General features: G+C 66.1%; 23 protein-coding genes and 1 tRNA gene. 11 read left to right on the top strand and 13 right to left on the bottom strand.

Features of this window, described 5'->3' with window-relative positions; translation table 11 throughout:
- Window positions 1-10: 10 nt before the first annotated feature.
- From ACFSC3_RS03150 to nusG, 4 genes are all read left to right on the top strand, one after another.
- Window positions 11-87: transfer RNA gene (locus tag ACFSC3_RS03150), tRNA-Trp, on the top strand.
- Window positions 88-186: 99 nt separating this feature from the next.
- Window positions 187-435 (top strand): hypothetical protein, encoded by a 249-nt coding sequence (locus tag ACFSC3_RS03145; protein WP_380938669.1) that lies wholly within the window; start codon window positions 187-189, stop codon window positions 433-435.
- 353 nt (window positions 436-788) lie between these two features.
- Window positions 789-986: a preprotein translocase subunit SecE gene (gene secE, locus ACFSC3_RS03140; RefSeq protein ID WP_380938667.1), complete on the top strand. Its 198-nt coding sequence runs from the start codon at window positions 789-791 to the stop codon at window positions 984-986.
- Window positions 987-1,000: 14 nt separating this feature from the next.
- Window positions 1,001-1,537 carry a transcription termination/antitermination protein NusG gene (gene nusG / locus ACFSC3_RS03135; protein WP_380938665.1) on the top strand — a complete coding sequence of 179 codons (537 nt, stop codon included), beginning with the start codon at window positions 1,001-1,003 and terminating at the stop codon, window positions 1,535-1,537.
- Window positions 1,538-1,840: 303 nt separating this feature from the next.
- Here the strand turns inward: nusG and ACFSC3_RS03130 are convergent, their stop codons facing one another.
- Together ACFSC3_RS03130 and ACFSC3_RS03125 are read right to left on the bottom strand one after the other, a co-directional pair.
- Complete coding sequence (locus ACFSC3_RS03130; protein WP_380938663.1) at window positions 1,841-2,173, bottom strand: HNH endonuclease; 333 nt, start codon at window positions 2,171-2,173, stop codon at window positions 1,841-1,843.
- A 202-nt stretch (window positions 2,174-2,375) separates the two neighbouring features.
- Window positions 2,376-2,693: a 2Fe-2S iron-sulfur cluster-binding protein gene (locus tag ACFSC3_RS03125; protein WP_380938661.1), complete on the bottom strand. Its 318-nt coding sequence runs from the start codon at window positions 2,691-2,693 to the stop codon at window positions 2,376-2,378.
- Window positions 2,694-2,767: 74 nt separating this feature from the next.
- On the opposite strand from ACFSC3_RS03125, the gene ACFSC3_RS03120 reads away from it, so the two are divergent.
- Window positions 2,768-3,391, top strand: coding sequence for a DNA-3-methyladenine glycosylase family protein (locus tag ACFSC3_RS03120; RefSeq protein WP_380938659.1), 624 nt, complete (start codon window positions 2,768-2,770; stop codon window positions 3,389-3,391).
- A gap of 288 nt (window positions 3,392-3,679) precedes the next feature.
- Here the strand turns inward: ACFSC3_RS03120 and ACFSC3_RS03115 are convergent, their stop codons facing one another.
- The gene (locus ACFSC3_RS03115; protein WP_380938657.1) at window positions 3,680-4,516 is read right to left on the bottom strand and encodes an outer membrane protein; all 837 of its coding nucleotides are present in this window, start codon (window positions 4,514-4,516) and stop codon (window positions 3,680-3,682) included.
- Between the two features lie 179 nt (window positions 4,517-4,695).
- Here ACFSC3_RS03115 and parE point away from each other — a divergent pair, with 179 nt between their 5' ends.
- From parE to ACFSC3_RS03100, 3 genes are all read left to right on the top strand, one after another.
- Window positions 4,696-6,672: a DNA topoisomerase IV subunit B gene (parE, locus tag ACFSC3_RS03110; protein ID WP_380938655.1), complete on the top strand. Its 1,977-nt coding sequence runs from the start codon at window positions 4,696-4,698 to the stop codon at window positions 6,670-6,672.
- A gap of 107 nt (window positions 6,673-6,779) precedes the next feature.
- Window positions 6,780-7,475, top strand: coding sequence for an aspartate/glutamate racemase family protein (locus tag ACFSC3_RS03105; RefSeq protein ID WP_380938653.1), 696 nt, complete (start codon window positions 6,780-6,782; stop codon window positions 7,473-7,475).
- A gap of 165 nt (window positions 7,476-7,640) precedes the next feature.
- Complete coding sequence (locus ACFSC3_RS03100) at window positions 7,641-8,108, top strand: hypothetical protein (protein ID WP_380938651.1); 468 nt, start codon at window positions 7,641-7,643, stop codon at window positions 8,106-8,108.
- Window positions 8,109-8,281: 173 nt separating this feature from the next.
- Here ACFSC3_RS03100 and ACFSC3_RS03095 read toward each other — a convergent pair whose 3' ends face one another.
- From ACFSC3_RS03095 to ACFSC3_RS03070, 6 genes are all read right to left on the bottom strand, one after another.
- The gene (locus ACFSC3_RS03095) at window positions 8,282-9,115 is read right to left on the bottom strand and encodes a TIGR00266 family protein (protein WP_380938649.1); all 834 of its coding nucleotides are present in this window, start codon (window positions 9,113-9,115) and stop codon (window positions 8,282-8,284) included.
- A gap of 179 nt (window positions 9,116-9,294) precedes the next feature.
- Window positions 9,295-9,546, bottom strand: coding sequence for a hypothetical protein (locus tag ACFSC3_RS03090; RefSeq protein ID WP_380938647.1), 252 nt, complete (start codon window positions 9,544-9,546; stop codon window positions 9,295-9,297).
- Window positions 9,543-10,079, bottom strand: a complete 537-nt coding sequence (locus tag ACFSC3_RS03085; protein ID WP_380938645.1) for a GNAT family N-acetyltransferase — start codon at window positions 10,077-10,079, stop codon at window positions 9,543-9,545. Before ACFSC3_RS03085 ends, ACFSC3_RS03090 begins: the two co-directional genes overlap by 4 nt.
- A complete protein-coding gene (locus tag ACFSC3_RS03080) occupies window positions 10,076-10,864 on the bottom strand; it encodes a LysR family transcriptional regulator (RefSeq protein ID WP_380938643.1) in 789 nt (262 codons plus the stop codon). The genes ACFSC3_RS03085 and ACFSC3_RS03080 overlap by 4 nt, the downstream gene beginning before the upstream one ends.
- Before the next feature lie 114 nt (window positions 10,865-10,978).
- Complete coding sequence (gene apaG / locus ACFSC3_RS03075; RefSeq protein ID WP_380939655.1) at window positions 10,979-11,377, bottom strand: Co2+/Mg2+ efflux protein ApaG; 399 nt, start codon at window positions 11,375-11,377, stop codon at window positions 10,979-10,981.
- Between the two features lie 16 nt (window positions 11,378-11,393).
- Window positions 11,394-12,602, bottom strand: a complete 1,209-nt coding sequence (locus ACFSC3_RS03070) for a trans-sulfuration enzyme family protein (RefSeq protein ID WP_380938641.1) — start codon at window positions 12,600-12,602, stop codon at window positions 11,394-11,396.
- 46 nt (window positions 12,603-12,648) lie between these two features.
- On the opposite strand from ACFSC3_RS03070, the gene ACFSC3_RS03065 reads away from it, so the two are divergent.
- Together ACFSC3_RS03065 and ACFSC3_RS03060 are read left to right on the top strand one after the other, a co-directional pair.
- Complete coding sequence (locus ACFSC3_RS03065) at window positions 12,649-13,878, top strand: glycosyltransferase family 39 protein (protein ID WP_380938639.1); 1,230 nt, start codon at window positions 12,649-12,651, stop codon at window positions 13,876-13,878.
- Window positions 13,879-14,185: 307 nt separating this feature from the next.
- A complete protein-coding gene (locus tag ACFSC3_RS03060) occupies window positions 14,186-16,915 on the top strand; it encodes a TonB-dependent receptor (RefSeq protein ID WP_380938637.1) in 2,730 nt (909 codons plus the stop codon).
- A 258-nt stretch (window positions 16,916-17,173) separates the two neighbouring features.
- On the opposite strand, the gene ACFSC3_RS03055 is transcribed toward ACFSC3_RS03060, so the two are convergent.
- The 4 genes from ACFSC3_RS03055 to ACFSC3_RS03040 form a co-directional block, all read right to left on the bottom strand.
- Window positions 17,174-18,277, bottom strand: a complete 1,104-nt coding sequence (locus tag ACFSC3_RS03055; protein WP_380938635.1) for a glycosyltransferase — start codon at window positions 18,275-18,277, stop codon at window positions 17,174-17,176.
- Window positions 18,274-19,317 carry a 3-isopropylmalate dehydrogenase gene (leuB, locus tag ACFSC3_RS03050; protein WP_380938633.1) on the bottom strand — a complete coding sequence of 348 codons (1,044 nt, stop codon included), beginning with the start codon at window positions 19,315-19,317 and terminating at the stop codon, window positions 18,274-18,276. The genes ACFSC3_RS03055 and leuB overlap by 4 nt, the downstream gene beginning before the upstream one ends.
- Before the next feature lie 53 nt (window positions 19,318-19,370).
- Complete coding sequence (gene recO, locus ACFSC3_RS03045) at window positions 19,371-20,102, bottom strand: DNA repair protein RecO (protein WP_380938631.1); 732 nt, start codon at window positions 20,100-20,102, stop codon at window positions 19,371-19,373.
- Between the two features lie 164 nt (window positions 20,103-20,266).
- Window positions 20,267-21,220: a polysaccharide deacetylase family protein gene (locus ACFSC3_RS03040; RefSeq protein WP_380938629.1), complete on the bottom strand. Its 954-nt coding sequence runs from the start codon at window positions 21,218-21,220 to the stop codon at window positions 20,267-20,269.
- Between ACFSC3_RS03040 and ACFSC3_RS03035 the strand changes: the two genes are divergently transcribed.
- Window positions 21,219-21,470: a hypothetical protein gene (locus ACFSC3_RS03035; RefSeq protein ID WP_380938627.1), complete on the top strand. Its 252-nt coding sequence runs from the start codon at window positions 21,219-21,221 to the stop codon at window positions 21,468-21,470. The genes ACFSC3_RS03040 and ACFSC3_RS03035 overlap by 2 nt on opposite strands.
- The last annotated feature ends 17 nt before the right edge of the window (window positions 21,471-21,487 follow it).

Here is a 21,487-nt window from a genome sequence, read left to right as displayed (position 1 = left end):
CGCGGGGTACAGGGGCGTAGCTCAGCTGGTTAGAGCGTCGGTCTCCAAAACCGAAGGCCCTCGGTTCGAATCCGAGCGCCCCTGCCAAATCGCCTTCGACTGGTTTCGCCGATCGTCCGATCGTCGTGATCGGGTGAAATTCGACGGCGAGCACGAGAGTTTCGTAACCTAAGAAGGGGAAGTAATATGGTACGCAAGTTTGTCATGAGCGCAGTCGCGCTGAGCATGGTCGCAACGCCGGTGATGGCGCAGACCGCGTCGAACCCGGCAGCGAAGCTGTCGCTGGCGAAGGCCGTTCCGGCCAACGCCCGCGTCTCGGCGACCGCCGGCAAGAACAAGGCGCTGGCAGGCACCGGCCTGATCATCGCGATCGTCGCCGGCGCCGCCGTCGTCGCCGGCATCATTGCGATCGCTTCGGACAGCGACAGCAACTGATCGCTCGCGCAAGCGACCGAAATAGAGGGGTCGGGCCATGCGTCCGGCCCCTTTTTCGTATGTGCCGGACGCGGAAACGTCCGGAGTTCGGTTCATCCGCATTGAAATAGCACTGCGCTCAGGCCTTCGCCGAAGCACGGGCTGAGCCGAGCCGACCGAGCCGCGCCCCGCCCCTTTCCGCTTGCAGTCCCTACAGCGACCCAAGGCGCAAGCGAACATCTTGCGCTCGGTCGCCGGTGCGGCTATCGCCACTTCCAATCCGACAGCGTGGATAATCCGCACCGGCGCCCCTCACGGGACCGGGCAGAGAGCCCATGTCCCGCGGACATCAATTGCGAAGCGAGGCCTGTAGCGTGGCGAAGACGACTCCCCTGGAATTCATGCGGCAGGTCGAGGCCGAGCGGAAGAAGGTCGCCTGGCCGACGCCGAAGGAAACCTGGATGACCGGCGTCATGGTCATGATCATGACCACGATCCTCGCGCTGTTCTTCCTCGGCGTCGACAGCGTGTTCCGCACGATCGTCGACTTCCTCCTCGGCCTGGCGAAGTAAGGGGCACGATAGACATGGCGCGCTGGTACATCATCCACGCCTATTCGGGCTTCGAGAACAAGGTTCGCGACCAGATCCTGGCCGACGCTGAACGCATGGGCCTGACCCAGCTGGTCGAGGCGGTCGAGGTGCCGACCGAGCAGGTCACCGAGGTTCGCCGCGGGAAGAAGGTCCAGTCGGAACGCAAGTTCTTCCCCGGCTATGTGCTCGCCAAGCTGAGCATGAACGACGACGTGTATCACCTCGTCAAGAACACGCCGAAGGTGACCGGCTTCCTAGGCAGTTCGGGCAAGCCCCAGCCGATCAGCGAGGCCGAGGCCGCGCGCATCCTGAACACCAAGGAAGAAGCCGCCGCCGCGCCCAAGCAGCAGGTCAAGGTCGACTACGAGATCGGCGATTCGGTCAAGGTGCTGGACGGCCCGTTCGCGACGTTCAACGGCCTGGTCGAGGAACTCGACTTCGACAAGGGCAAGGTCAAGGTCGCCGTCTCGATCTTCGGCCGCGCGACCCCGGTCGAACTGGAATTCGAGCAGGTCGAGCGCAGCAAGTAAGGCGACGTCATTTCGCGGGTTGGCCAGCGCTAACCCGCGAGGTCGCCTACGCTCGACCAGCGGGGCATAGCTACGGTCGAAGATGGCGCAGGTTCTGCCGCCGACAGGGCACCGGCCTCGTTGCAAAAGGGTCCGCTACGCTGCGGCAGTTAGGCGCACATGTGCCGATGCCGTACTGGGACCCGCCACTTACGAAGTCCTACTTCACCACGGGCCGCGTCTCAGCGATGGCGACCAGCCCCCAGTGACCCCAAGCAGCATCCGGCGATAGGTGTCGCGATAAACGGCTGCGCGTCCTGCCCGTCAGCGACGGCGACGGGTCGGTGCCGTGAAATCGGGTGGCTTATCAGCGATCCAGGTCAGGAAGCGTGCGATGTCCTCTCGAGCACGCAACGCATCGAGGGTAGGATAGACGCGAGCGAGTTCGGTGTTGCTCGCGGTCGCGTGGATCGTGCGGTGGCAGATCGGGTGCACGGGCACGGTATCGCGACCGCCCTCGCTCTTGGGGACGACATGGTGCCACTCGATCCGGCGACCGAGCGAGCGGCTGCACAAGGCACAGGTATCGACAGGTTCGGCGTCGCGGCGGGCGGCAGCCTCGGCCAAGCCGGTCTTTCGTCGAATGCGGCCGCCCATGGTGGGGATAAACCCGTCAGAACGGGCTGGGCTCCGTCAGCCTGCATTTCACTGGGGGGGTGACGATTCGCGTTGGCCGGACTAGGCATCCGGCGCTTTATTGCAAGCGCGCGAAGCCGCGTCGTCGGCCGGTCGCTGCGCACCGCCGGCCGGCTTGGCGCGTCTGGTGAATAGCCACGCTCTTCACGTACGCGCTGGCAGCTTAGTCTTCCGCAGCAATCCGCACGCGCAGTCCGTCCAGCGCATCGCTGAACGGCAGCTGGCACGACAGTCGCGACGTGTCGTCGCGCTCCGCCGCCGAGCCGAGCAGGTCGTCCTCATCCTCGCTCATCGGCGGTAGCTTGTCGGCGAAGTCGGGGTCGACATGGACGTGGCAGGTCGCGCAGCTGCAGCAGCCGCCGCACAGCGCCAGCAACTCGTCGAAGCCGTTGTCGCGGATGACCTCCATCACCGACAGGCCGGCCTGGCCCTGGACCGCGCGCTCTTCCCCGTCGCGGGTGGTGACGATAAGTGTCGGCATCTTGTCGCGGTCCTTTTGCGTTACCCAGCCGCCATGCCGCGCCTGCGCGGGCTTTACAAGAATGGGAACCGTCGATGGGATTGAGTGCCGAGCAGTTGAAGACATCCCTCGACGTGCTGGCGGCCCGCGAGCCGGGATTCGCCGCGGCGATCGCGCGGGTCGGCTATCCGCCGGTGCGGATCAGCGACCGCGGCTATGCGACGCTGCTGCGCACGATCATCGGCCAACAGGTGTCGGTCGCGGCGGCGCAATCGGTGTGGACCAAGCTGTCAGAGGCGCTCGGCGACCTGACCGACCCGACGACGATCGCGGGCGTGCCGGACGAGACATTCCGCAGCGTGGGCTTTTCGCGGCAGAAGACGGGCTATGCCAAGAGCCTGGCGGAGGAGGTGGTGAGCGGACGGCTGAACCTGGCCGACCTGCCCGCGGACGACGAAGAGGCGATCGCGCAACTGGTGCGGGTTAAGGGCATCGGGCGGTGGTCGGCGGAAATCTACCTACTGTTCGCGGAGGGGCGGCCGGACATCTGGCCGGCGGGCGACTTGGCCGTGCAGATCGAGGTCGGGCGTATCCTGGGGCTGGATGCGCGGCCTTCCGAGAAGCTGACGCGCGAACTGGCCGAGCCGTGGCGGCCGCATCGCGGGGCGGCGGCGATCATGACGTGGCATCACTATCGCGCGGATATGGCGGTGATTTAGCAGGCGGCGCGCGGTTTGCGCAAGCAAACCGCCGACTNNTCCGTCCGACGGCGTGGCGTCCCAGGAGCAGACGGCTTCGGATTGCATCAGCAATCCGAAGACTCGTCGCGGCGGCCGGCGGTGCAGCGTAGCTGCTCCGTCCGACGGCGCGACGACCCGGGAGAGAAGTAAGTCGGAAACTACATCTAGCGCCCGCTCACCACGCCCGTCAGACGGGACGGCTGCGCCGCCCCGCTGCCCGACGTGGCGAGTCCGTGGGCTTGCTTGGGCAAGCCCACGGCCGCCCGCTTAGAACCTGAACGCCGCCGTCGCCCGCAAGCTGTGCCAGCGGAACTTGTCGTCGCTGCGGCGGAAGTCGGTGCCGGCGGTGTTCGGCGCCAGGATGAACGGATTGGTGGTCGCCGGGGCGGTGCCCTGCGTCGCGCGGACGCGGTAATCGTCGTCGTTATACTGGTGCCACAGATATTCCAGGCCGATCGAGAAGTTGCTGCCGAGCATCGTCTCTACGCCACCGCCGGCGACTGTGCCGAAGCGGTTGCGTTTGCCGCGTTCGGTAAAGGCGTTGGTGCCGTTGCTGGTCGTGAAGCTGCGATCGATCCGGGCATAGCCCGCGCCGAACGTGCCGTAGAACAGCGTGCTCTCACCCGCGACATAGCCGGCGCGTGCGCGCAGATTGGCTTCCCAGTCAACCGAGCGGGTCATCGTGTACCATGCGGGCGTGGTCGAGAAGGCCGAAACGCTGTCGGTGATCTCGCTCTTGCCGAACTCGCCCACCGCGCCGACCGCGAGGTTGCCGAGGCGCGTGTCGGCGCCGATTCGCGCGTTGTAGCTCCACCCGTCACGGTCGTTCACGCAGGCGGTGTTGGCGGTGCTGGTCGCGCGGCCGTTGCAGAAGCCCGGCGAGAAGGCGTTGGCGCCGGCCGTTGTCGTCACGGTGTCCGTGAAGCGGCCGTCGAGGTTGCGGTCGAAGCGGATGCTCGACCCGACGTCGTTCCCCTGCACGTCATAGCCGCCCGAAGCACCGATGTAGACGCCGTCGAACGCCGGACGCGTATCGTCCTGTGCGGCAGCCCCGGTCGCGGCGAATGCCGTGCCGGCGGCGAGAATGGTAAGAAAGGTCCGCACGTATCTATCTCCTGGTCGATGATTTCGATCAGTCGTCCGAACGGCTCGATCGCGGATCGGCTCCACCGACCGTCGCAGTTGCGCCGCAGTGTGACAATCGGGCAACAGCGATTCTATCCGAGCGGGTTAGGTGAGACTGCTTTGCAGCGCGGGCGTTTGGCCCCTATACGTTCCCGCCTATGTCGACCGATCTGTTCGCCGGTAAGTCCGCCCCCGTCACCGACTATGACGCCTCGTCGATCGAGGTGCTGGAGGGGCTGGAACCCGTCCGCCGGCGCCCCGGCATGTATATCGGCGGCACCGACGAACGCGCGTTGCACCATCTGGCCGCCGAAGTGCTCGACAATGCGATGGACGAGGCGGTTGCGGGCCACGCCACGCGGATCGAAGTGACGCTGGGCGAAGGCAATCGCCTGACGATCAGCGACAACGGCCGCGGCATTCCGGTCGACCCGCACCCGAAGTTTCCGGACAAGTCGGCGCTGGAGGTGATCCTTTCCACGCTGCATTCGGGCGGCAAGTTCACCGGCAAGGCCTATGCAACGAGCGGAGGCCTGCACGGCGTCGGCATCAGCGTGGTCAACGCGCTGTCGAAGGACACGGTGATCGAAGTCGCGCGCAACCGCGAACTGTACCGCCAGCGCTTCGCCCGCGGCCAGACGCTGGGGCCGATCGAGCATCTGGGCGGCACCCCCAACCGGCGCGGGACCACGGTCGCCTTCACGCCCGACGAGGAAATCTTCGGCGACCTGATGTTCAAGCCCGCGCGGCTCTACAAGCTGGTGCGGTCGAAGGCCTATCTGTTCGCCGGCGTCGAAATCCGCTGGAAATGCGCAGCCGAGGTCATTTCCGACGATACGCCGGCCGACGCCGTCTTCCAGTTTCCGGGCGGTCTCGCCGATCATCTGAAGGAGCAGATCGGCACGCGCGAATGTGCGACCGCCGGCTTCTTTTCAGGCTCGCAGGATTTCCCCGACGCACAAGGCCGCGTGGAATGGGCGGTCGCGTGGCCGCTCTGGTCGGACGGGTCGTACAGCTGGTATTGCAACACCATCCCGACGCCCGATGGCGGTACCCATGAACAGGGGCTGCGTCAGGCGCTGACCCGGGGCATGCGCGCGTTCGGCGATCTCGTCGGCAACAAGAAGGCGAAGGACCTGACTGCCGACGACGTGATGGTCGGTAGCGAGCTGATGCTGAGCGTTTTCATCCGCGAGCCGCAGTTCCAGTCGCAGACCAAGGACCGGCTCACTTCACCCGAGGCGACCGGCCTGGTCGAGCGCGCGATGCGCGATCATTTCGACCATTTCCTCAGCGACAATATGGAGCGCGGCAAGGCGCTGCTCGGTTATGTGCTGGAGCGGATGGACGATCGCCTGCGTCGCAAGCAGGAACGCGAGGTCAAGCGCAAGACCGCGACGTCGGGCCGCAAGCTGCGGTTGCCCGGCAAGCTGACCGACTGCGCCGCGGACTCGCCCGAGGGCACCGAGCTGTTCATCGTCGAAGGCGATTCGGCGGGCGGATCGGCCAAACAGGCGCGCGATCGCAAGACCCAGGCGATCCTGCCGATCCGCGGCAAGATCCTGAATGTGGCATCCGCGACCAGCGCGAAGATCCTCGCCAATCAGGAAATCGCCGACCTGGTGCTGGCGCTCGGCTGCGGCACGCGCAAGGACTGCCTGCCTGATAACCTGCGCTACGAACGCGTCGTCATCATGACCGACGCCGACGTCGACGGCGCGCATATCGCGACGCTGCTGATGACCTTCTTCTTCCAGGAAATGCCCGAGCTGGTGCGGCGCGGGCATTTGTACCTCGCCCAGCCCCCGCTCTACCGTCTGACCGCCGGCGCCAAGTCCCTCTACGCCCGCGACGACGCCCACCGCGCGCAGATCGAGGCGAAGGAGTTCCGCGGCAAGAAGGTCGAAGTCGCCCGCTTCAAGGGCCTGGGCGAGATGAACCCCGCCCAGCTGCGCGAAACCACGATGGACCCGAAAAGCCGCAGCCTGATCCGCATTACCCTGCCCCAGGAATATGAGGAACGCGCCGGCGTGAAGGACTTGGTCGACCGGCTGATGGGCAACAACCCGGCGCACCGCTTTGCGTTCATTCAGGAAAATGCGGCGCGGCTGGAGGAAGAGGCGATTGACGCCTGAGGGGAAGCGCGATTTCCCGAAAATGATGGTGCAAAGAGAACGTGACGGGGTTCTCAAAGCCCATATTCATAGGGCGAGAAGCGCGTGAAGTGGGGACATACCAAGGCATGAAGATGATCGGACTGATCGGCGGCATGAGCTGGGAGAGTTCCGCCGAGTATTATCGCATCCTCAACGAGGGGGTGCGAGACAGGCTCGGCCCGACCGCATCGGCCCGGTGCCTCCTGTGGTCGTTCAACTTCGCAGAAATCGAGGACTTACAGCACAGGGGCAATTGGCCGGGTTTGACTAAGCGCATGATCAACGCGGCACAACGCCTCGAAGCGGGGGGCGCGGACGTACTGCTGATATGCACCAACACCATGCACCGGATGGCGGCAGACGTTGAAGCCGCGGTTGACGTGCCCATCCTTCACATCGCTGATCCCACGGCCGAACGCATCAAGGCGGCCGGCTTCAAGACGGTTGGACTGCTCGGAACCGCGTTCACGATGGAGCACGCCTTCTACAAGGGGCGGCTAATCGATCTGCATGGCCTCAACGTCATCGTCCCAGACGACGAAGACCGCGCTACCGTCCATCGCATCATCTATGAGGAACTGGTCGCCGGGAAGATTTTGCCGGCGTCGCGTGATGCGTACCGCGCAGTCGTCTCTCGCTTGGTCAAGAACGGCGCGGAAGCGGTCATTTTGGGATGTACCGAAATCATGCTGCTGGTTCGGCCAGAAGACAGTGAAGTGCCAATTTTCGACACGACCGCTCTCCATGCGGCAGCGGCGATCGAGATTGCGTTATCCAGCTAACCGCCACGTTCCCTCGAACGAACCGCCAGCGAGGAGCCCGGAGCTTTCCCGGTCGGATCGAAACTGGGAAACGGAATGTCGGTAACGAATAGTTAGGTTCGATGAATTGAGATTATTCGACAGCGGAATTCATGTCCGAACATTATTCGAAGGTCAGGAGGTTCAATGCCCAGCAGGATTGAGTCGCTGATACCGACGCCTCCGCCGGAGCGGATTGACGCATTGCAAGAACTCATTGTCCGGATCGTGGATTGTTTGGATGCTGACGAAGACTGTGACGCGCTCATCGCCGAAGCCGATGCGTTAGCGGGATCGCAGGGGTATGATCGCGTCACGTTTTGCGACCTGCACAGTTGGACCAGCGAACGTGATTTTGCCGCGTTAGCAGCGATGGGACCTCCTCCGGCTATCCCCGATCTTACCGTTCAGGAAGTTGCGGAATGCATCGGCGTTATCGAAGCCGCGGACGAACCAAGGAGTAGCTTCTGTCTCGGTATTCTTGAGCGTACTTTCCCTAACATACCTGTCTGCGACATGATTTATTGCGCTAGGGCAGCAGCATCTTCCGATGATCTAGCCGCAGATATTGTCAGGCTAGGCAAGGAGCCTCTCCCTACTCTGCCCGCCCCATAAGCGCCCAGGAATGATTTCTGCAGGTCTAATTTCTCGATCAGGAACGAAGACGGGAAGCCGGCCGCGCCGACGCTCTGACGACCACCTGCGGCATCAGCTTTCCCGAAACCCGTTCCCAATTCGGCATTCCCGAAGCGGCCGTCATCGACGGGAAACGGGGAACCCACGCCCACTCAATTCCCGCTGATTAAATCCCCGAACCCGCCCAGCACGCTCCCCTCGCCCCGGTTCTGGCCGCCGCGGGATCCGGCGGCCGCCAGCATCCGGCCGGCTAGCCGGCTGAACGGCAGCGACTGGACCCACACCTTGCCGGGGCCGGTCATGCGGGCGAAGAAGGCGCCTTCGCCTCCAACGATCATGCTCTTGACCCCACCCACGCGGACCAGGTCGAAGTCGACGCTGGGGGTGTAGGCGGCCAGACAGCCGGTATCGATGTGGAGTTCCTCGCCCGGTGCCAGGTCGCGTTCGATGATCGCGCCGCCGAACTGGACGAAGACCCAGCCGTCACCGGTCAGCCGCTGCATGATGAAGCCTTCGCCGCCGAACAGGCCGGTCATGATGCGCTGCTGGAAATGGACGCCCATCGTCACGCCCTTTGCGGCGCACAGGAAGCTGTCCTTCTGGCAGATCAGCGTGCCGCCGACCGTGTCGAGCTTCAGCGGCACGATCGCGCCGGGCGTCGGCGAGGCGAAGGCGACGCGGGCCTTGCCGCGGCCGTGGTGGGTGAAGACGGTGGTGAAGAGCGATTCGCCCGTCACCAGCCGCTTGCCGGCGCCGAGCAGCTTGCCCATAAAGCCGCCGCCCTCCCCGCCCGAACCGTCACCGAAGACGGTCGTCATCTCGACGCTCGCGTCCTTCCAGACGAGCGACCCGGCCTCCGCCACCGCGCTTTCGCCGGGGTCGAGTTCGATCTCGACGAATTGCAGTTCCTGGCCCTTGATCTCGAAGTCGATATCATCGGCAAGGCCGCTGCGCTTTGCGTGGGACCAGGGGCTGGGGGCGGGCATTGGCGGAGTCCTCTCGGGTGGTGTGTCAGAAGGGTAGGACACAGCGGGAGATGGCGCAACCGACCGAAGCCCATCTGCCGTCATTCCGGCGACAGCCGGAATCGAGGGTTTCTCGGCTTTGACGGGGATGCTGCTTGGCTCTGGATCCTGACTTTCGTCAGGATGACGGTCCCCACCCCTCAGCGCTGGTTGCGCATGTGCCGCACCTGCATCTGGATGCGGCGGATCGTGCCGATGACCATCAGGCCGAGCGCCAGCGCGATGCACAGCACGGGCACGACGCGCGGGATGCCGGGAAGGACGGTGCCGCGCACGACCGCGATCACGACACCGACCGCAGCGAGGACGAGGCCCAGACGGTGCGGCCCTAACACGGCGTGGGCGAGCGCAAGCTTGTAATCCTCCGACCGTGGATCGGGCAGGTCGCTCATCGTGGCCATTCCTCGCGCAGCAGGCCCCAGATGAAGCTGTCGCGGATGCCGATGTGCGTTTCCCATTCGGCGCGCAGCCGCCCTTCGCAGGTGAAGCCGAGGCGGGTGAGTAGCGTGTTGGAGGCGATATTGTCGGGATCGGTATCGGCCATGATGCGGCGATACCCTTCGGCGAACAACATATCGATCAGGCGCGAGACGCCTTCGCGGGCATAGCCGCGGCCCCAATGACAGCGGAGCAGCAGATAGCCGATCTCGGCAACGCCTGCGCGTTTCTCGCCTGCCGCCAGCGTACCGATCGGCGTGCCGGTGTCGCGTGCGATCATCGCCCAGCCGCGCCAATCGGGCTTGGCTATGCGAGGGGCGAGGTAAGCGCGGGTCTCAGCGACATCGGCATGCGGGGCGCTCGACCACCAGGTCATCAGGTCAGCGTCGCCATAGCCTTCGAACAGCCAGTCGGCATCGTCGACCGTCTGCGGACGCATGGCGAGCCGCTCGCTCGCAAAATGCGTGTCCGCAACGGCGTCGATCATGCCGCCAGCGCGTCGACCAGCGCCTTCACCTTCCTCTGGCGCCACTGCGGCAGTGGAGCGACGAGCCAATAGCCCTGCGCCGATGCACGCGGTTCGCCGATCACGACGACACGTCCCGCCGCAATGTCGCCGCGGGCGAGCAGTTCGGGAACGCAGGCGCGACCCAAGCCGGCAGCGGCGGCGTCGATCGCCAGGCCGGCATCACCGACGCGGACGAGTGCGGCGGCATCCTCGCCCTGGCAGCCGGGCCAGGCGATGGCGGTATCGGCCCCGCCGCCAGGGGCCGCGACCGTGACCATGCCGTCGCTTTCCAGCGCCTCGCCCTCATGCTCGCCCGGCCCCGCGCCCCAGCGGACGGCGAGGTCGAGGTTGGCCTGGGTGAAGTCGATCTCCTCATCCGCGACGATCGCGAAGCGCAGGTCGGGGTCGCCGGCGGTCAGCGCGGCGAGGCGCGGCATCAGCCATTTGGCGGTCAGGTCGCGCGGGGCGGCGATGGTCAGCACCTTCGACGACTGACCCGCCTGCATCGCGCGGACCGATTCTTCGAACTGGAGGAAACCGGAGCGCAGCGCGGCAAGGCCCGCCTCGCCCTCCGGCGTCAGTTCCAGGCCCTTGGTCGTGCGGCGGAAGAGGACTGTGCCGAGCGTCTCCTCCAGCGCGCGGATCTGCTGGCCGACCGCGGCCGGCGTCACCGCGAGCTCGTCGGCGGCGCGGGTGAAGGACAGGTGGCGCGCGGCGGCGTCGAGCACCCGCAGGCCGTTCAGGGGGAGGTGGGTTCTTTTCATCTTACTCAACCTCAACCTTCCCACCCGGCTGCGCCGGGCGGGCCCCTTCCCTCTCCCAGCGGGAGAGGGAGGGAGGCGCGCAGCGCCGGAAGGGTGAGGGTGATACGCTCATAATCACGCCCCCACCGCCGGCGCCATCAGCGCGAACTTGGGGATCGCAACGTCAAAGGCGCGGCCGGTTTCGTCGACCATGCGATAGCTGCCCTGCATCGCGCCGGTCGGGGTCGAGAGCGGACAGCCCGAGACATAGTCGTAGCTCGCGCCGGGGGCGATCACCGGCTGTTCGCCGACGACGCCCTCCCCCTCCACCGAATGGCGCGCGCCGCGGCCGTCGGTGATGATCCAGTGGCGGGTAAGCAGTTGTACCGTGCGATCGGAGCCATTCTCGATGCGGATATGGTACGCCCAGAACCAACGCCCTCGGCCCGGTTCGGACTGGTCGGCGAGATAGCTGACGGAGACGCGGACGCCCACGCCATCGGTATCGGCGGCATGCGGGAACAGGGCGTCCATCATGCCGCTTTCTCCATTACAACCCGGCGACCTTCAACGCCTGGTCGAGATCTTCGATCAGATCGTCTGGGTCTTCCAGTCCGACGTTCAGGCGCAACATACCCTCGGTCACGCCCATCTCGATGCGCTTGTCCTCGGCGACGCCCGAATGGGTGGTCGAGGACGGATGAGTCATCAGCGAGCGCGAATCGCCGATGTTGTTCGAGATATCGATGAGGTTCAGCGCGTCGAGCAGGGCATGCGCCTGGATCCGGCCGCCATCGAGTCTAATGGCGAAGATGCATCCGGCCATCGCCATCTGCGACATGGCGAGATCATGCTGCGGGTGGCTCGGCAGGCCGGGGAAGAGCACCTGCGGCACGCGGGTTTCGAGGAAGCGCGCGACCTTCAGCGCCGACTCGCTCTGGCGGCGGATCCGCAGGTCGAGGGTTTCGAGCCCCTTCAGCACCACCCAGGCGTTGAACGCGCTGAGCGTCGGGCCGGTGTTGCGGGTGAAGGGCAGCAGCGTGTTGGTGATGAACTCCTCGGTCCCGCACACCGCGCCGGCGAGCACGCGGCCCTGGCCGTCCATCATCTTGGTCGCGGAATAGGCAGTGACGTCGGCGCCATAGTCCATCGGCCGCTGGAGCGCGGGCGTCGCGAAGGCATTGTCGACGACCGTGGTGATACCGCGGTCGCGCGCCAAGCCGCAGACGGTGCGCAGGTCGACCACGTCCATCGTCGGGTTGGCCGGGGTTTCGAAGAACCAGACCTTCGTATTCGGCTTGCTCGCGTCGACGAACGCCTGTGCGTCACGCGCATCGACGATCGTCGTTTCGATCCCGAATTTCGGCAGTAGCGTGTCGGTCAGCCAGCGGCACGAGCCGAAGGCGGCGCGCCCGCCGACCAGATGGTCGCCCGCCGACAGCTGGCTGAGCAGCGCGGCGGTCATCGCCGCCATGCCGCTCGCCATCGTGCGGCACGCCTCCGCCCCCTCCAGCAGCGCGATGCGATGTTCGAGCATCTCGACCGTCGGGTTCTGCAACCGCGAATAGGTCATGCCCGCCTGTTCGCCGGCGAAGCGCGCCGCCGCGTCGCCCGCACAGTCGTACGCATAGCCCGAGGTGAGGAAGAGGGCCTCGCTCGTCTCGCCGAATTCGCTGCGCACCGTGCCACCGCGCACGGCCTGCGTCGCCGGGCGCCAGTTGCGGGTGATCGAGGGGTCTTGTCCGGTTCGCCGCTTCATGAAATCGCCCTTGCCGGACACGAGGCCCGCGCGCAACCTTGTGCGTATGCGCCTGTCCCTAGCCCGCCCCGCCCTTGCCGCACTGCTGATCGGAATCGCGGCGCAACTGCTGTTCTCCGTCGGCGTCACGCGGCCGTCGAAGCTGGTGTTCGACGAGGTCCATTATGTCCCCGCCGCGCGGGTGCTGGCCGCAGAGGCGCGGCCGGCCAACACCGAGCATCCGTTGCTGGGCAAGACGCTGATCGCGGGCGGCATCGCGGTGTTCGGCGACACGCCGCTCGGCTGGCGGGCGATGTCGACGATCGCGGGCACGGCGACGGTGCTCGGCGTCTTCGCGATCCTGTTGCTGTTGTTCGGATCGGTCGCGACCGCGAGCTATGGCGCGCTGTTCGCCGCGGTCAGCATGACGGTGTTCGTCCACGCCCGGATCGCGATGCTGGAGCCGTTCCTGGGCGCGCTGCTGACATTGGGCATCGCGGCGCTGCTGTGGGCGATGCGGGCGCCGCGTGGACAGGTCGTGCGGCGGTGGCTGCTGGGCGCGGTGCTGCTGGGCCTGGCGACCGGCGTCAAATGGACCGCGGCGCCCTATGTCGCCTTTGCCGGGATCGCCTTTCTGGTTGTGCGCGAGAAGCAGCCGGAGGCGTGGCCCGGACTGGGGCGGATCACGGCGCTGGCGCTGCTGGGGTTTGCGAGCGTGATCGCCTATTTCGCCACCTTCTGGCCGGCGTTCCTCTACCGCGACAATCCGCTGACGCTGGCACGGCTGATCCCGTTCCATCGCGACATGTATCTGCAACAGACGCAGGTTCTCAGCCCCCATCCCTATCAGTCGAGCTGGATCGGCTGGCCGTTCGACGCGCGGCCGATATGGTATCTGTACGAGCCGGTCGACGGGGCGGTGCGCGGCATCCTCTACCTCGGCAATCCGGCGATCATGTGGGGCGCGCTGATCGCGATCGTGTGGCTGGGCGTCCACTGGCTGCGGACCGGCAGCCGTGCGGCGGCCGGCGTCGCGATGCTCTGGGCGGGGAGTCTCGGCATCTGGGCGGTGATCCCCAAGAGCCTGGGCTTCTATTACTATTATTATCCGAGCAGCATCTTCGCCTGCATCGCACTTGCGGCGGCGTTCCACCTGGCCGGCGCGCGGCTATGCCTGTTCTGGTTCGCTGTACTGGCGACCGCGCTGTTCCTCTATTTCTACCCGATCATCTCGGCGGCGGCCCTGCCGAACGCGCAGGCGTTCAATCGGTGGATGTGGTTCGACAGCTGGCGCTAGGATCGGCGATATTCAGCCCATACCGGCCTGCAAATGGCGGTTTCGCGCGCTTCCGGTGCTAACGTACCTTGAGTACGCTGCGCTCCGGGTCACGCAAAACCACCATTTTCGGCTCGGTCTGGCCTAAATATCGCCAATCCTAGTAATCCCGCTATTTGGGATTTGCATTCACAATACGATATTTTCTGGACGCCGCGGCCGTTATCCCCTATCGCGATCGATAGAGGGGTAACGTGTTGTGTCCGCGGAACCGGGGAAGTTCCGCGTGGCCTGAGAGGATGTTGAAATGAAGGCGAGCGTAGCTGTCGTGGCACGGACCACCGTGTCGAGCGTGGCCCTGTCGATGATGCTGACCATCGGCGTCGCGGCGGCCCAGACCCAACCTGCGCCGGGCCAGTTGCCGGCCCCCGTGCAGCAGCCCGTTCCGCCCGCGCAGACGCCGGTGACCAACCCAAGCCCGGCCGAAGCGAGCGACGACACGCCTACGAACGAGATCATCGTCACCGGCATCCGCAACTCGCTGGCCAACGCCCTGAGCGCCAAGCGCGACGCCGCGCAGTTGCTCGACGCCATCTCCGCCGAGGACATCGGCCGCTTCCCCGACAAGAACATCGGTGAGGCGTTGCAGCGCGTGACCGGCGTCCAGCTGACCCGCACCAACGGCGAAGGCTCGGGCATCACCATCCGCGGCGCCGACGCCAATCTGAACCGCGTCGAAGTGAACGGCATCACCGCACTGTCGACCACCGCCGGCCAGCGCGACGTCGACTTCCGCGACCTGCCGGTCGAATTCGTCAACCGGCTGGAAGTCGTGAAGTCGGTCACGCCGGACATGACCGAAGGCGGTCTGGGCGGCACCGTGCGCGTCATCACGCGCCGGCCGTTCGACAGCAAGGACAACAGCTTCCTCGCAGGCTCCGCGCAGGGCATCTACACCGATATCTCGAAGACCTTCGACCCGAAGTTCGCGCTGATCGGCAGCAAGAAGTTCTTCAACGACACGCTGGGCGTGCTGCTGTCGGGCACCTACGAGCGCCGCCGCGTCGAAAGCCATGAGGCGCGCACCACCGGCTGGCGCCAGATCGACGGCAACCCCGCGCTGGCCGGATTGCAGGCGATCGATCTCGACAACAACGGCCGCGGCGACTTTTTCCCCGACATCCCGCGCTACATCGTCAACCGGCTCGACACGAAGCGCTATGCCTTCAACGGCGTCGTCGAATGGCGGCCGGAGGACGGGCTGCGCGCCTATGTGCAGGGCAATTACGCGCGTGGCGACCAGGAGGTGAATTCGCAGTATCTGCAGATCACTACCGCCGGTTCGACGCTGGACCGCGCCAACACCCGGATCGGCCCGGACGATACGGTCAGCCATGTCGAATTCGTCGACAATCCCGCGGTCGCGCGCAGCAGCCGGCTCCAGGTCTCGCACCGCAACATCCTGGGTCAGATCGATCGCACCCAGTGGAACGCGGCCGGCGGCGTCGACTATGAAGTCGGCGACTGGAAGCTGAACACGATGACGTCCTACACCCGGGCGAAGATCAACAACAACTACATCAACGCCACCGCCGACGCGATCGGCATCGGCCGCGTCATCGTCGACTATTCGAACGGCCAGCAGGCGCCGAACATCACGCTGCCGATGGACCCGACGACGACCGCCGGCATCAACAGCGTGACGGCGCAGTACCGCCCCGTCATCAACGTCCAGACCGAAGCGGCGACCAAGGGCGACATCGAATATCGCGGCGCCGCCCCGTGGCTGACTTCGCTCAAGGCCGGATACCAGATCCGCCAGGGCACTGCCGACAGCCGCGAATTCAACGCGACGACGACGATCGACGGCTTTACCACCCCGTCACTGCTCGGCCGCGTCCAGCAGGTCGCCGGGTTGATGACGCTGGACGATACGCCGTTCTTCAAGACCGGGGACCTGGGCTATGACGGCGGTATCCGCGGCTGGTTGCAGCCGGGCTATGCCTTCGTCGACTCGATCGGCCTGCCCAACCCGTTCGGCACGCCGACGTTGCTCAACACCTGGAAGGTCAGCGAGCGCAACATCGCCGGCTATGCGCAGGGGTCGTTCGAATTCGACCTGGGCGTGAAGGTTCGCGGTACGGTCGGCGCACGCGTCGTCAACACGCGGACGATCGCCGACGGCTATCGCACGCAGACCGGGCGCACCCTGCCGGTGCAGTTCCGTGGCGAAGGGACCGAGTTCCTGCCGTCGCTGAACGTCCGCGCCGACCTGATCCCCGAAAAGCTGCTGTTCCGCGGTTCCGCGACCGAAGTCATCGCGCGTCCGACCCCGCAGCAGCTCGCGCCGCGCTTCTCGATCGACGTCGTCGGCCTGACCGGCTCGCGCGGCAACCCGGAATTGCAGCCGTTCCGTGCGCGCCAGTACGACGCCGGGTTCGAATATTACATCAACCGCACCAGCTTCCTGTCGGCGACCTATTTCCGCAAGGAGATCAGCTCGTTCATCGAAAACCGGACCCAGGCCGAAGTGGTCGACGGCGTGACCTATGCCATCACCCTGCCGGTCAACGGCGCGCAGCGGGTGACGATCAACGGTGCCGAAGTCGGCGCGCAGGTGGCGTTCGACTTCCTGAACGTACCCGTGCTCAACCACATGGGTGTGATCGCCAACTACACCTATTCGAAGGACACGGGCTATGCCGGTCGCGACTTCTTCACCGGCGGGGCACTGCCCTTTCCGGGCCTGTCGCGGCACAGCTACAACCTGTCGGCCTATTATGAGGACAGCCTGTTCAGCCTGCGCGGGTCGTACAACTGGCGCTCTAATTACCTGATCACGGCGCTGGGCCGCGGCAATAATCCGGAGTTCGGGGAAGCGTTCGGCCAGCTCGACGCATCCGCCAGCATCAACCTAACGCCCAAGGTCTCGATCTTCGCCGAGGGCGTGAACCTGACCGACGCGACGCGCGCGGAGAATGCGAACAGCGTGTATCGCCGGACGCTGCTGGAGACCTACGGCCGCCGCTTCTACGGCGGGGTGCGGTTCCGGTTCTGACGGGATCGCGCCTCACCCGTTCGGGCTGAGTCTGTCGAAGCCCTGTCCTGCCTTCGTGCCGCATCGCCTGTGGCACGAAGAAGGGCAGCCCTTCGGCAGGCTCAGGGCGAACGGGATTGGGGAGCGATTTGGTCCCAACCTCTATTTCGTCATCCCCGCGGAGGCGGGGATACATTCTGGCTGACTTTCGTGAGACTCACTGAAGTCAGCCAGAATTGATTCCCGCCTTTGCGGGAATGACGGACTTGAGAGCAGGACTTACTTGTACCGCCCCCAGGTGAACCGCGAGCTGAGCGCGAAATTCCACACCGCGGCGACTAGGATGCCGGCGAGCGAGGAGGCCGCCCAGCCGCCGTCGCGCATCTCGTGAAGGAACGACGCGACGCCGACGTTCGCCGCACCCCCGACCGAGCAGACGAGGCAGAAGCTGACCCAGCCGCTGAGCAATGCCTTCGCCCCCGTCAGACGACGGTCGCGATAGGTGAGTGCGTTGTTCAGGAAGAAATTGAACGTCATCGCGACGAGCGTGGCCAGCACGGTTGCGGTGATGAAGCCCAGCCCGACCGCCTGAAACGCCAGCCATACGGTACCGAGATGCACCGCCGCCCCCAGCGCGCCGATCGCGGAGAACATCGCGAAGCGGACCGGCACGACCTTGCCGAACATCCGGTCGTAGAGCGCGATCAGATATTCCATCGCGACGACGTGATCGAGCTTGCTCTCCCCCGCCTCGCGCAAACGGAAGACGTACGGAAGTTCGCGGAAGCGCAATGGTTCGGGGCTTGCTGTCATGATGTCGAGCAGGATCTTGAAGCCGATCCCCGACAGCTTGGGCACGATGGCGCGCAGTCGATCGGCACGGATCGCAAAGAACCCCGACATCGGGTCGCTGAGATCCTGCGCGAGCACGCGGCGGGACAGCTTGGTCGCGAACGCCGATTTGGCCACGCGGTCACTGTCCCAATCGCCCAGTCCGCCGCCCGCAACGAAGCGCGATCCGACGACGACATCGAGCGTCGGGTCCTCCGCAAACGCCGCCAGCATCTTTGGCAGCACGGTTTCGTCATGCTGGAGGTCGCCGTCGATCACCGCGACGACAGGCGCTGCGGTCGCGCACATCCCCTCGATACAGGCCGACGACAGGCCGCGACGGCCAATGCGCTGGATCACCCGCACCCGCCGGTCGATCCGGCCGAGTTCGCGCGCGACGTCCGCGGTACCGTCGGGAGAATCGTCGTCGACGAAGATCGCTTCCCAGACGTAACCGGCAAGCGCCTGGTCGAGCTTTGCGATAAGGGTGGCGACATTGTCGCGCTCGTTGAACACGGGCACGACGACGGCGATGTCGAGCAGGTCGCTCACAGCTTTGCCACTACCGCATCGCCCATCGCCGAGGTCGACAATGCGCCGCCAAGGTCGGGCGTTCGGGAACCGGCGACGAGCGCAGCGGTCACCGCTGCCTCGACCCGGTCGGCCGCCGCCGCCGCGTTCAGCGAATGGCGCAACAGCATCGCCGCCGACAGGATGGTGGCGCAGGGGTTGGCCTTGCCCTGCCCCGCGATATCGGGCGCGGAACCGTGGATCGGCTCGTACATGCCCTTGCCTGTCCCGTTCAGCGAAGCCGACGGCAGCATGCCGATCGAGCCCGCGCACATGCTCGCCTGGTCGGACAGGATGTCGCCGAACAGATTGCCGGTGACGATCGTGTCGAACTGGCCGGGATTGCGCACCAGCTGCATCGCGGCATTGTCGACGTACATGTGCGTCAGCTGGACGTCGGAATATTCGGCCGACACCTCGATCACCACGTCGCGCCATAGCTGCGAGGTTTCCAGCACATTCGCCTTGTCGACCGAACACAGCTTGCCGGTGCGGCCGCGCGCGGTCTGGAAGCCGACATGCGCGATGCGGCGGACCTGGTCCTCGTCATAGGACATGATGTCATAGCCCTCGCGGCGACCGTCCGCGGTCTTGCGCTGGCCCTTCTCGCCGAAATAGACGTCGCCGTTCAGCTCGCGGATGATGACCAGGTCGATCGCGCCGGCGACTTCGGGCTTGAGCGCGGAGGCGTCCTCCAGCCCCGCGAACAGCTTGGCCGGGCGCAGATTGGCGAACAGGCCGAGCGCCTTGCGCAGTCCAAGGATTGCCTGTTCGGGGCGGAAGGCCCGCTCCAGGCTGTCGTAACGCGCATCGCCGACCGCGCCGAACAGCACGGCATCGGCACGCTGCGCGAGGTCGAGCGTCGAGGGCGGCAGCGGATGGCCGAGCGCTTCATAGGCGGCACCGCCGACCGGCGCGCTCTCGAACGTCAGGTCGAGGTCGAGCGCCTCCAGCACACGCCGCGCTTCGGCAACGACTTCGGGTCCGATCCCGTCTCCGGGCAGCAGGGCGATCAGCGGCATTGGTAAAAACCCCCGTTAAGGCGGGCATGCCCTCTCTTCCGAGCGCCCGCCTGTCAAGAGAGGGCGCGTTTCATTCTCTCTACGAGACGGTTGCGTGCCGACAAAGGGTCGGCGGCGCGGCCATGCAACAGATCCCGCTCGAGGAAATGGCCGGTCAGCGCCAACCCGTCGAGGATAGCGTCCCACTCCGCCGCCCCGCCCTCGCGCAGGAACGGCGGGCAGCGCAGCAGGCGCGCCTCGTACCCGACCGCCGCCGCCCGGCTGACCGCGCCGCCGCTCTTGGGGCTGACATAGGCGAGATCCCCGGTCGCGCCGGTCGCGACGCATTCGGACAGGTCGAGCCCGAAGCCGAGCTCGGCCAGCAACAGCAGCTCGTAGCGGACCAGTGCCACCGCCCAGCCCCGCGCGCCAGGCGCCGCCTCCACCGCGTCGATAACGGCGGCGAGTGCGGCGTGGACCTGGGGGTATGGCTGCGCCTCGGGCAACGCGGCAGCGGTCAGTGCGGTCGCCCAGTCGAGCGCGGCGGCGGCAAGCGGCTCGGCATAGAGCGCCGCGCGACTGGCGATCAGCTCGACGGTCAGGCTGGGCAACGCATCCTCAGTCCGCGCGCGCCATTCGCCGAGGATCGTGTTGGCGGGTTGCAGCACCGGCCGCAACGTCCGCCCGTGCCCGCCGCGGACGTAACCGGGCCGCACGCCGTCATCCGGGGTCAGCGCCCGCACGATCGCGCCATGTTCCCCATGCGCGCGGACGGCCAGGACGATCGCGGGGGTGCGCAGGTGCATAGGCCTTTCTAACCTTCTCCGGAGGGAGAAGGATACGAAGACTTGGCAGCGTGCTGCCTGGTCGGAGTTGGATGAGGCCGATGGCGCTCTCTTAACGCACTGCCCTCACCCTTCCGCGGCTGCGCCGCTCCCTCCCTCTCCCACGGGGAGAGGGCGCTTCCAGCCTATGCCGCGCGCCCTGACACCAACGTCGACCAGAGCTGCTCGGCCTGTCGCCAGCGGGTGCGCCGCGGATCGGGGCCGAGCGGCGTGTCGGCGGCATCGAGGCGCAGCGGCGGGCGGTCGGCGAAATGGGTGGTGGGCATCTGCCCGGCCCATTCGGCGAGCAGGACGCACAGCGCCTCGAACCGGCGGACATGGAGGCCGTTTGCCGCCGTGCCTGCGCAATTGGCGAGGTCGGCGCCGGGAATGGCGATCGTTACCGCCGCGTGGTTTTCGCGCGCGGCGTGGTCCAGCGCGGCGCGCATCTCCGCCACCGACACGGCGCCGAGGTGAAAATCGCGCATCATGCCGGCATGGTCTTCGATCAGCGTTACCGGGACTTCGGTCAGGCCGCCGCGTGCCAGTGGCGCTATCTGGCGGGGCGGTAGCGGGATCGCGCTCGCTTCGGAATGGCGTGCGCCGTTGTGGCTGCTGTCATAGGCAAACCGGAGCGCGGCAAGGGCTGCGAGCGTGTCGTCGTTGGCGGCGTAGTTGCCGGCGCGAAAGGCGATCGGGGTCGGTGCGCCGGCGGTCGTCAGCAGATCGCTCGCCTGTTCGATCAGCGCACGCTGCTCGGCGGCGGAATAGTCGCTCAGCTCGAAGCGGTCATGCCGGCTGCGGTCGTCGATGTCGGCACCGCTCCAGCCGGGGTTGAGGTGAAGCTGCACCTCCTGCCCCGCGATCAGGATCTCGTCGACCACGCGCGCAACATGGGCGATGCCATGGACGAGCGCCGACATGGGATCGACGAAGAAGCTCGCCTTCAAGCCATACCGGGCGAACATCTCCAGCTGATAGCCGATCCCGACGCCGGCCGGATCGAACGAACGCCGCGCGACCTCCGCACCCGACAGCCCGGCAGCGTGGTGGCGCCACGCCATTGCCGTATCGATGGTGAGGAAAACGCGGGTCGCCATGGCACCTTCGCGGTACCGGATCGGCGATGAACGAAATGGAAATATCGCCCTGCCATCGCAGGCGGTTCGTCGCTTTTGGGCCGGTTTCGATCGGCTTTGTTCAACCGTTGCGCTCAGCGACGTCGACGCACCTGGCGGCGCGCTGCCCTTCGACTTCGCTCAGGGCGAGCGAGGTGAGTTGCTGATACGCTGGCTCACGCTGCAAACGAAACGTGCTCCCGCGCAGGCGGGAGCCCAGGGTGACGAGTGATGTCCTCCATCACCCTG

The organism is Sphingomonas floccifaciens, from assembly GCF_042681125.1.
Classification (GTDB): Bacteria; Pseudomonadota; Alphaproteobacteria; order Sphingomonadales; family Sphingomonadaceae; genus Sphingomonas; species Sphingomonas floccifaciens.
The sequence above is the reverse complement of the archived record's forward strand: the minus strand, read 5'-3'. Positions and strand labels throughout refer to the sequence as shown.

Coding starts and splice junctions, on each gene's coding strand:
- ACFSC3_RS03105 (WP_380938653.1), top strand. CDS start 6,780: ATGAAGATGATCGGACTGATCGGCGGCATGAGCTGGGAGAGTTCCGCC.
- leuB (WP_380938633.1), bottom strand. CDS start 19,317: ATGCCGCTGATCGCCCTGCTGCCCGGAGACGGGATCGGACCCGAAGTC.
- ACFSC3_RS03040 (WP_380938629.1), bottom strand. CDS start 21,220: ATGGCGACCCGCGTTTTCCTCACCATCGATACGGCAATGGCGTGGCGC.
- ACFSC3_RS03090 (WP_380938647.1), bottom strand. CDS start 9,546: ATGAGCGACCTGCCCGATCCACGGTCGGAGGATTACAAGCTTGCGCTC.
- ACFSC3_RS03085 (WP_380938645.1), bottom strand. CDS start 10,079: ATGATCGACGCCGTTGCGGACACGCATTTTGCGAGCGAGCGGCTCGCC.
- ACFSC3_RS03130 (WP_380938663.1), bottom strand. CDS start 2,173: ATGGGCGGCCGCATTCGACGAAAGACCGGCTTGGCCGAGGCTGCCGCC.
- ACFSC3_RS03100 (WP_380938651.1), top strand. CDS start 7,641: ATGCCCAGCAGGATTGAGTCGCTGATACCGACGCCTCCGCCGGAGCGG.
- apaG (WP_380939655.1), bottom strand. CDS start 11,377: ATGGACGCCCTGTTCCCGCATGCCGCCGATACCGATGGCGTGGGCGTC.
- ACFSC3_RS03080 (WP_380938643.1), bottom strand. CDS start 10,864: ATGAAAAGAACCCACCTCCCCCTGAACGGCCTGCGGGTGCTCGACGCC.
- ACFSC3_RS03145 (WP_380938669.1), top strand. CDS start 187: ATGGTACGCAAGTTTGTCATGAGCGCAGTCGCGCTGAGCATGGTCGCA.
- recO (WP_380938631.1), bottom strand. CDS start 20,102: ATGCACCTGCGCACCCCCGCGATCGTCCTGGCCGTCCGCGCGCATGGG.
- ACFSC3_RS03035 (WP_380938627.1), top strand. CDS start 21,219: ATGGCACCTTCGCGGTACCGGATCGGCGATGAACGAAATGGAAATATC.
- ACFSC3_RS03065 (WP_380938639.1), top strand. CDS start 12,649: ATGCGCCTGTCCCTAGCCCGCCCCGCCCTTGCCGCACTGCTGATCGGA.
- parE (WP_380938655.1), top strand. CDS start 4,696: ATGTCGACCGATCTGTTCGCCGGTAAGTCCGCCCCCGTCACCGACTAT.
- ACFSC3_RS03120 (WP_380938659.1), top strand. CDS start 2,768: ATGGGATTGAGTGCCGAGCAGTTGAAGACATCCCTCGACGTGCTGGCG.
- ACFSC3_RS03125 (WP_380938661.1), bottom strand. CDS start 2,693: ATGCCGACACTTATCGTCACCACCCGCGACGGGGAAGAGCGCGCGGTC.
- ACFSC3_RS03070 (WP_380938641.1), bottom strand. CDS start 12,602: ATGAAGCGGCGAACCGGACAAGACCCCTCGATCACCCGCAACTGGCGC.
- nusG (WP_380938665.1), top strand. CDS start 1,001: ATGGCGCGCTGGTACATCATCCACGCCTATTCGGGCTTCGAGAACAAG.
- ACFSC3_RS03095 (WP_380938649.1), bottom strand. CDS start 9,115: ATGCCCGCCCCCAGCCCCTGGTCCCACGCAAAGCGCAGCGGCCTTGCC.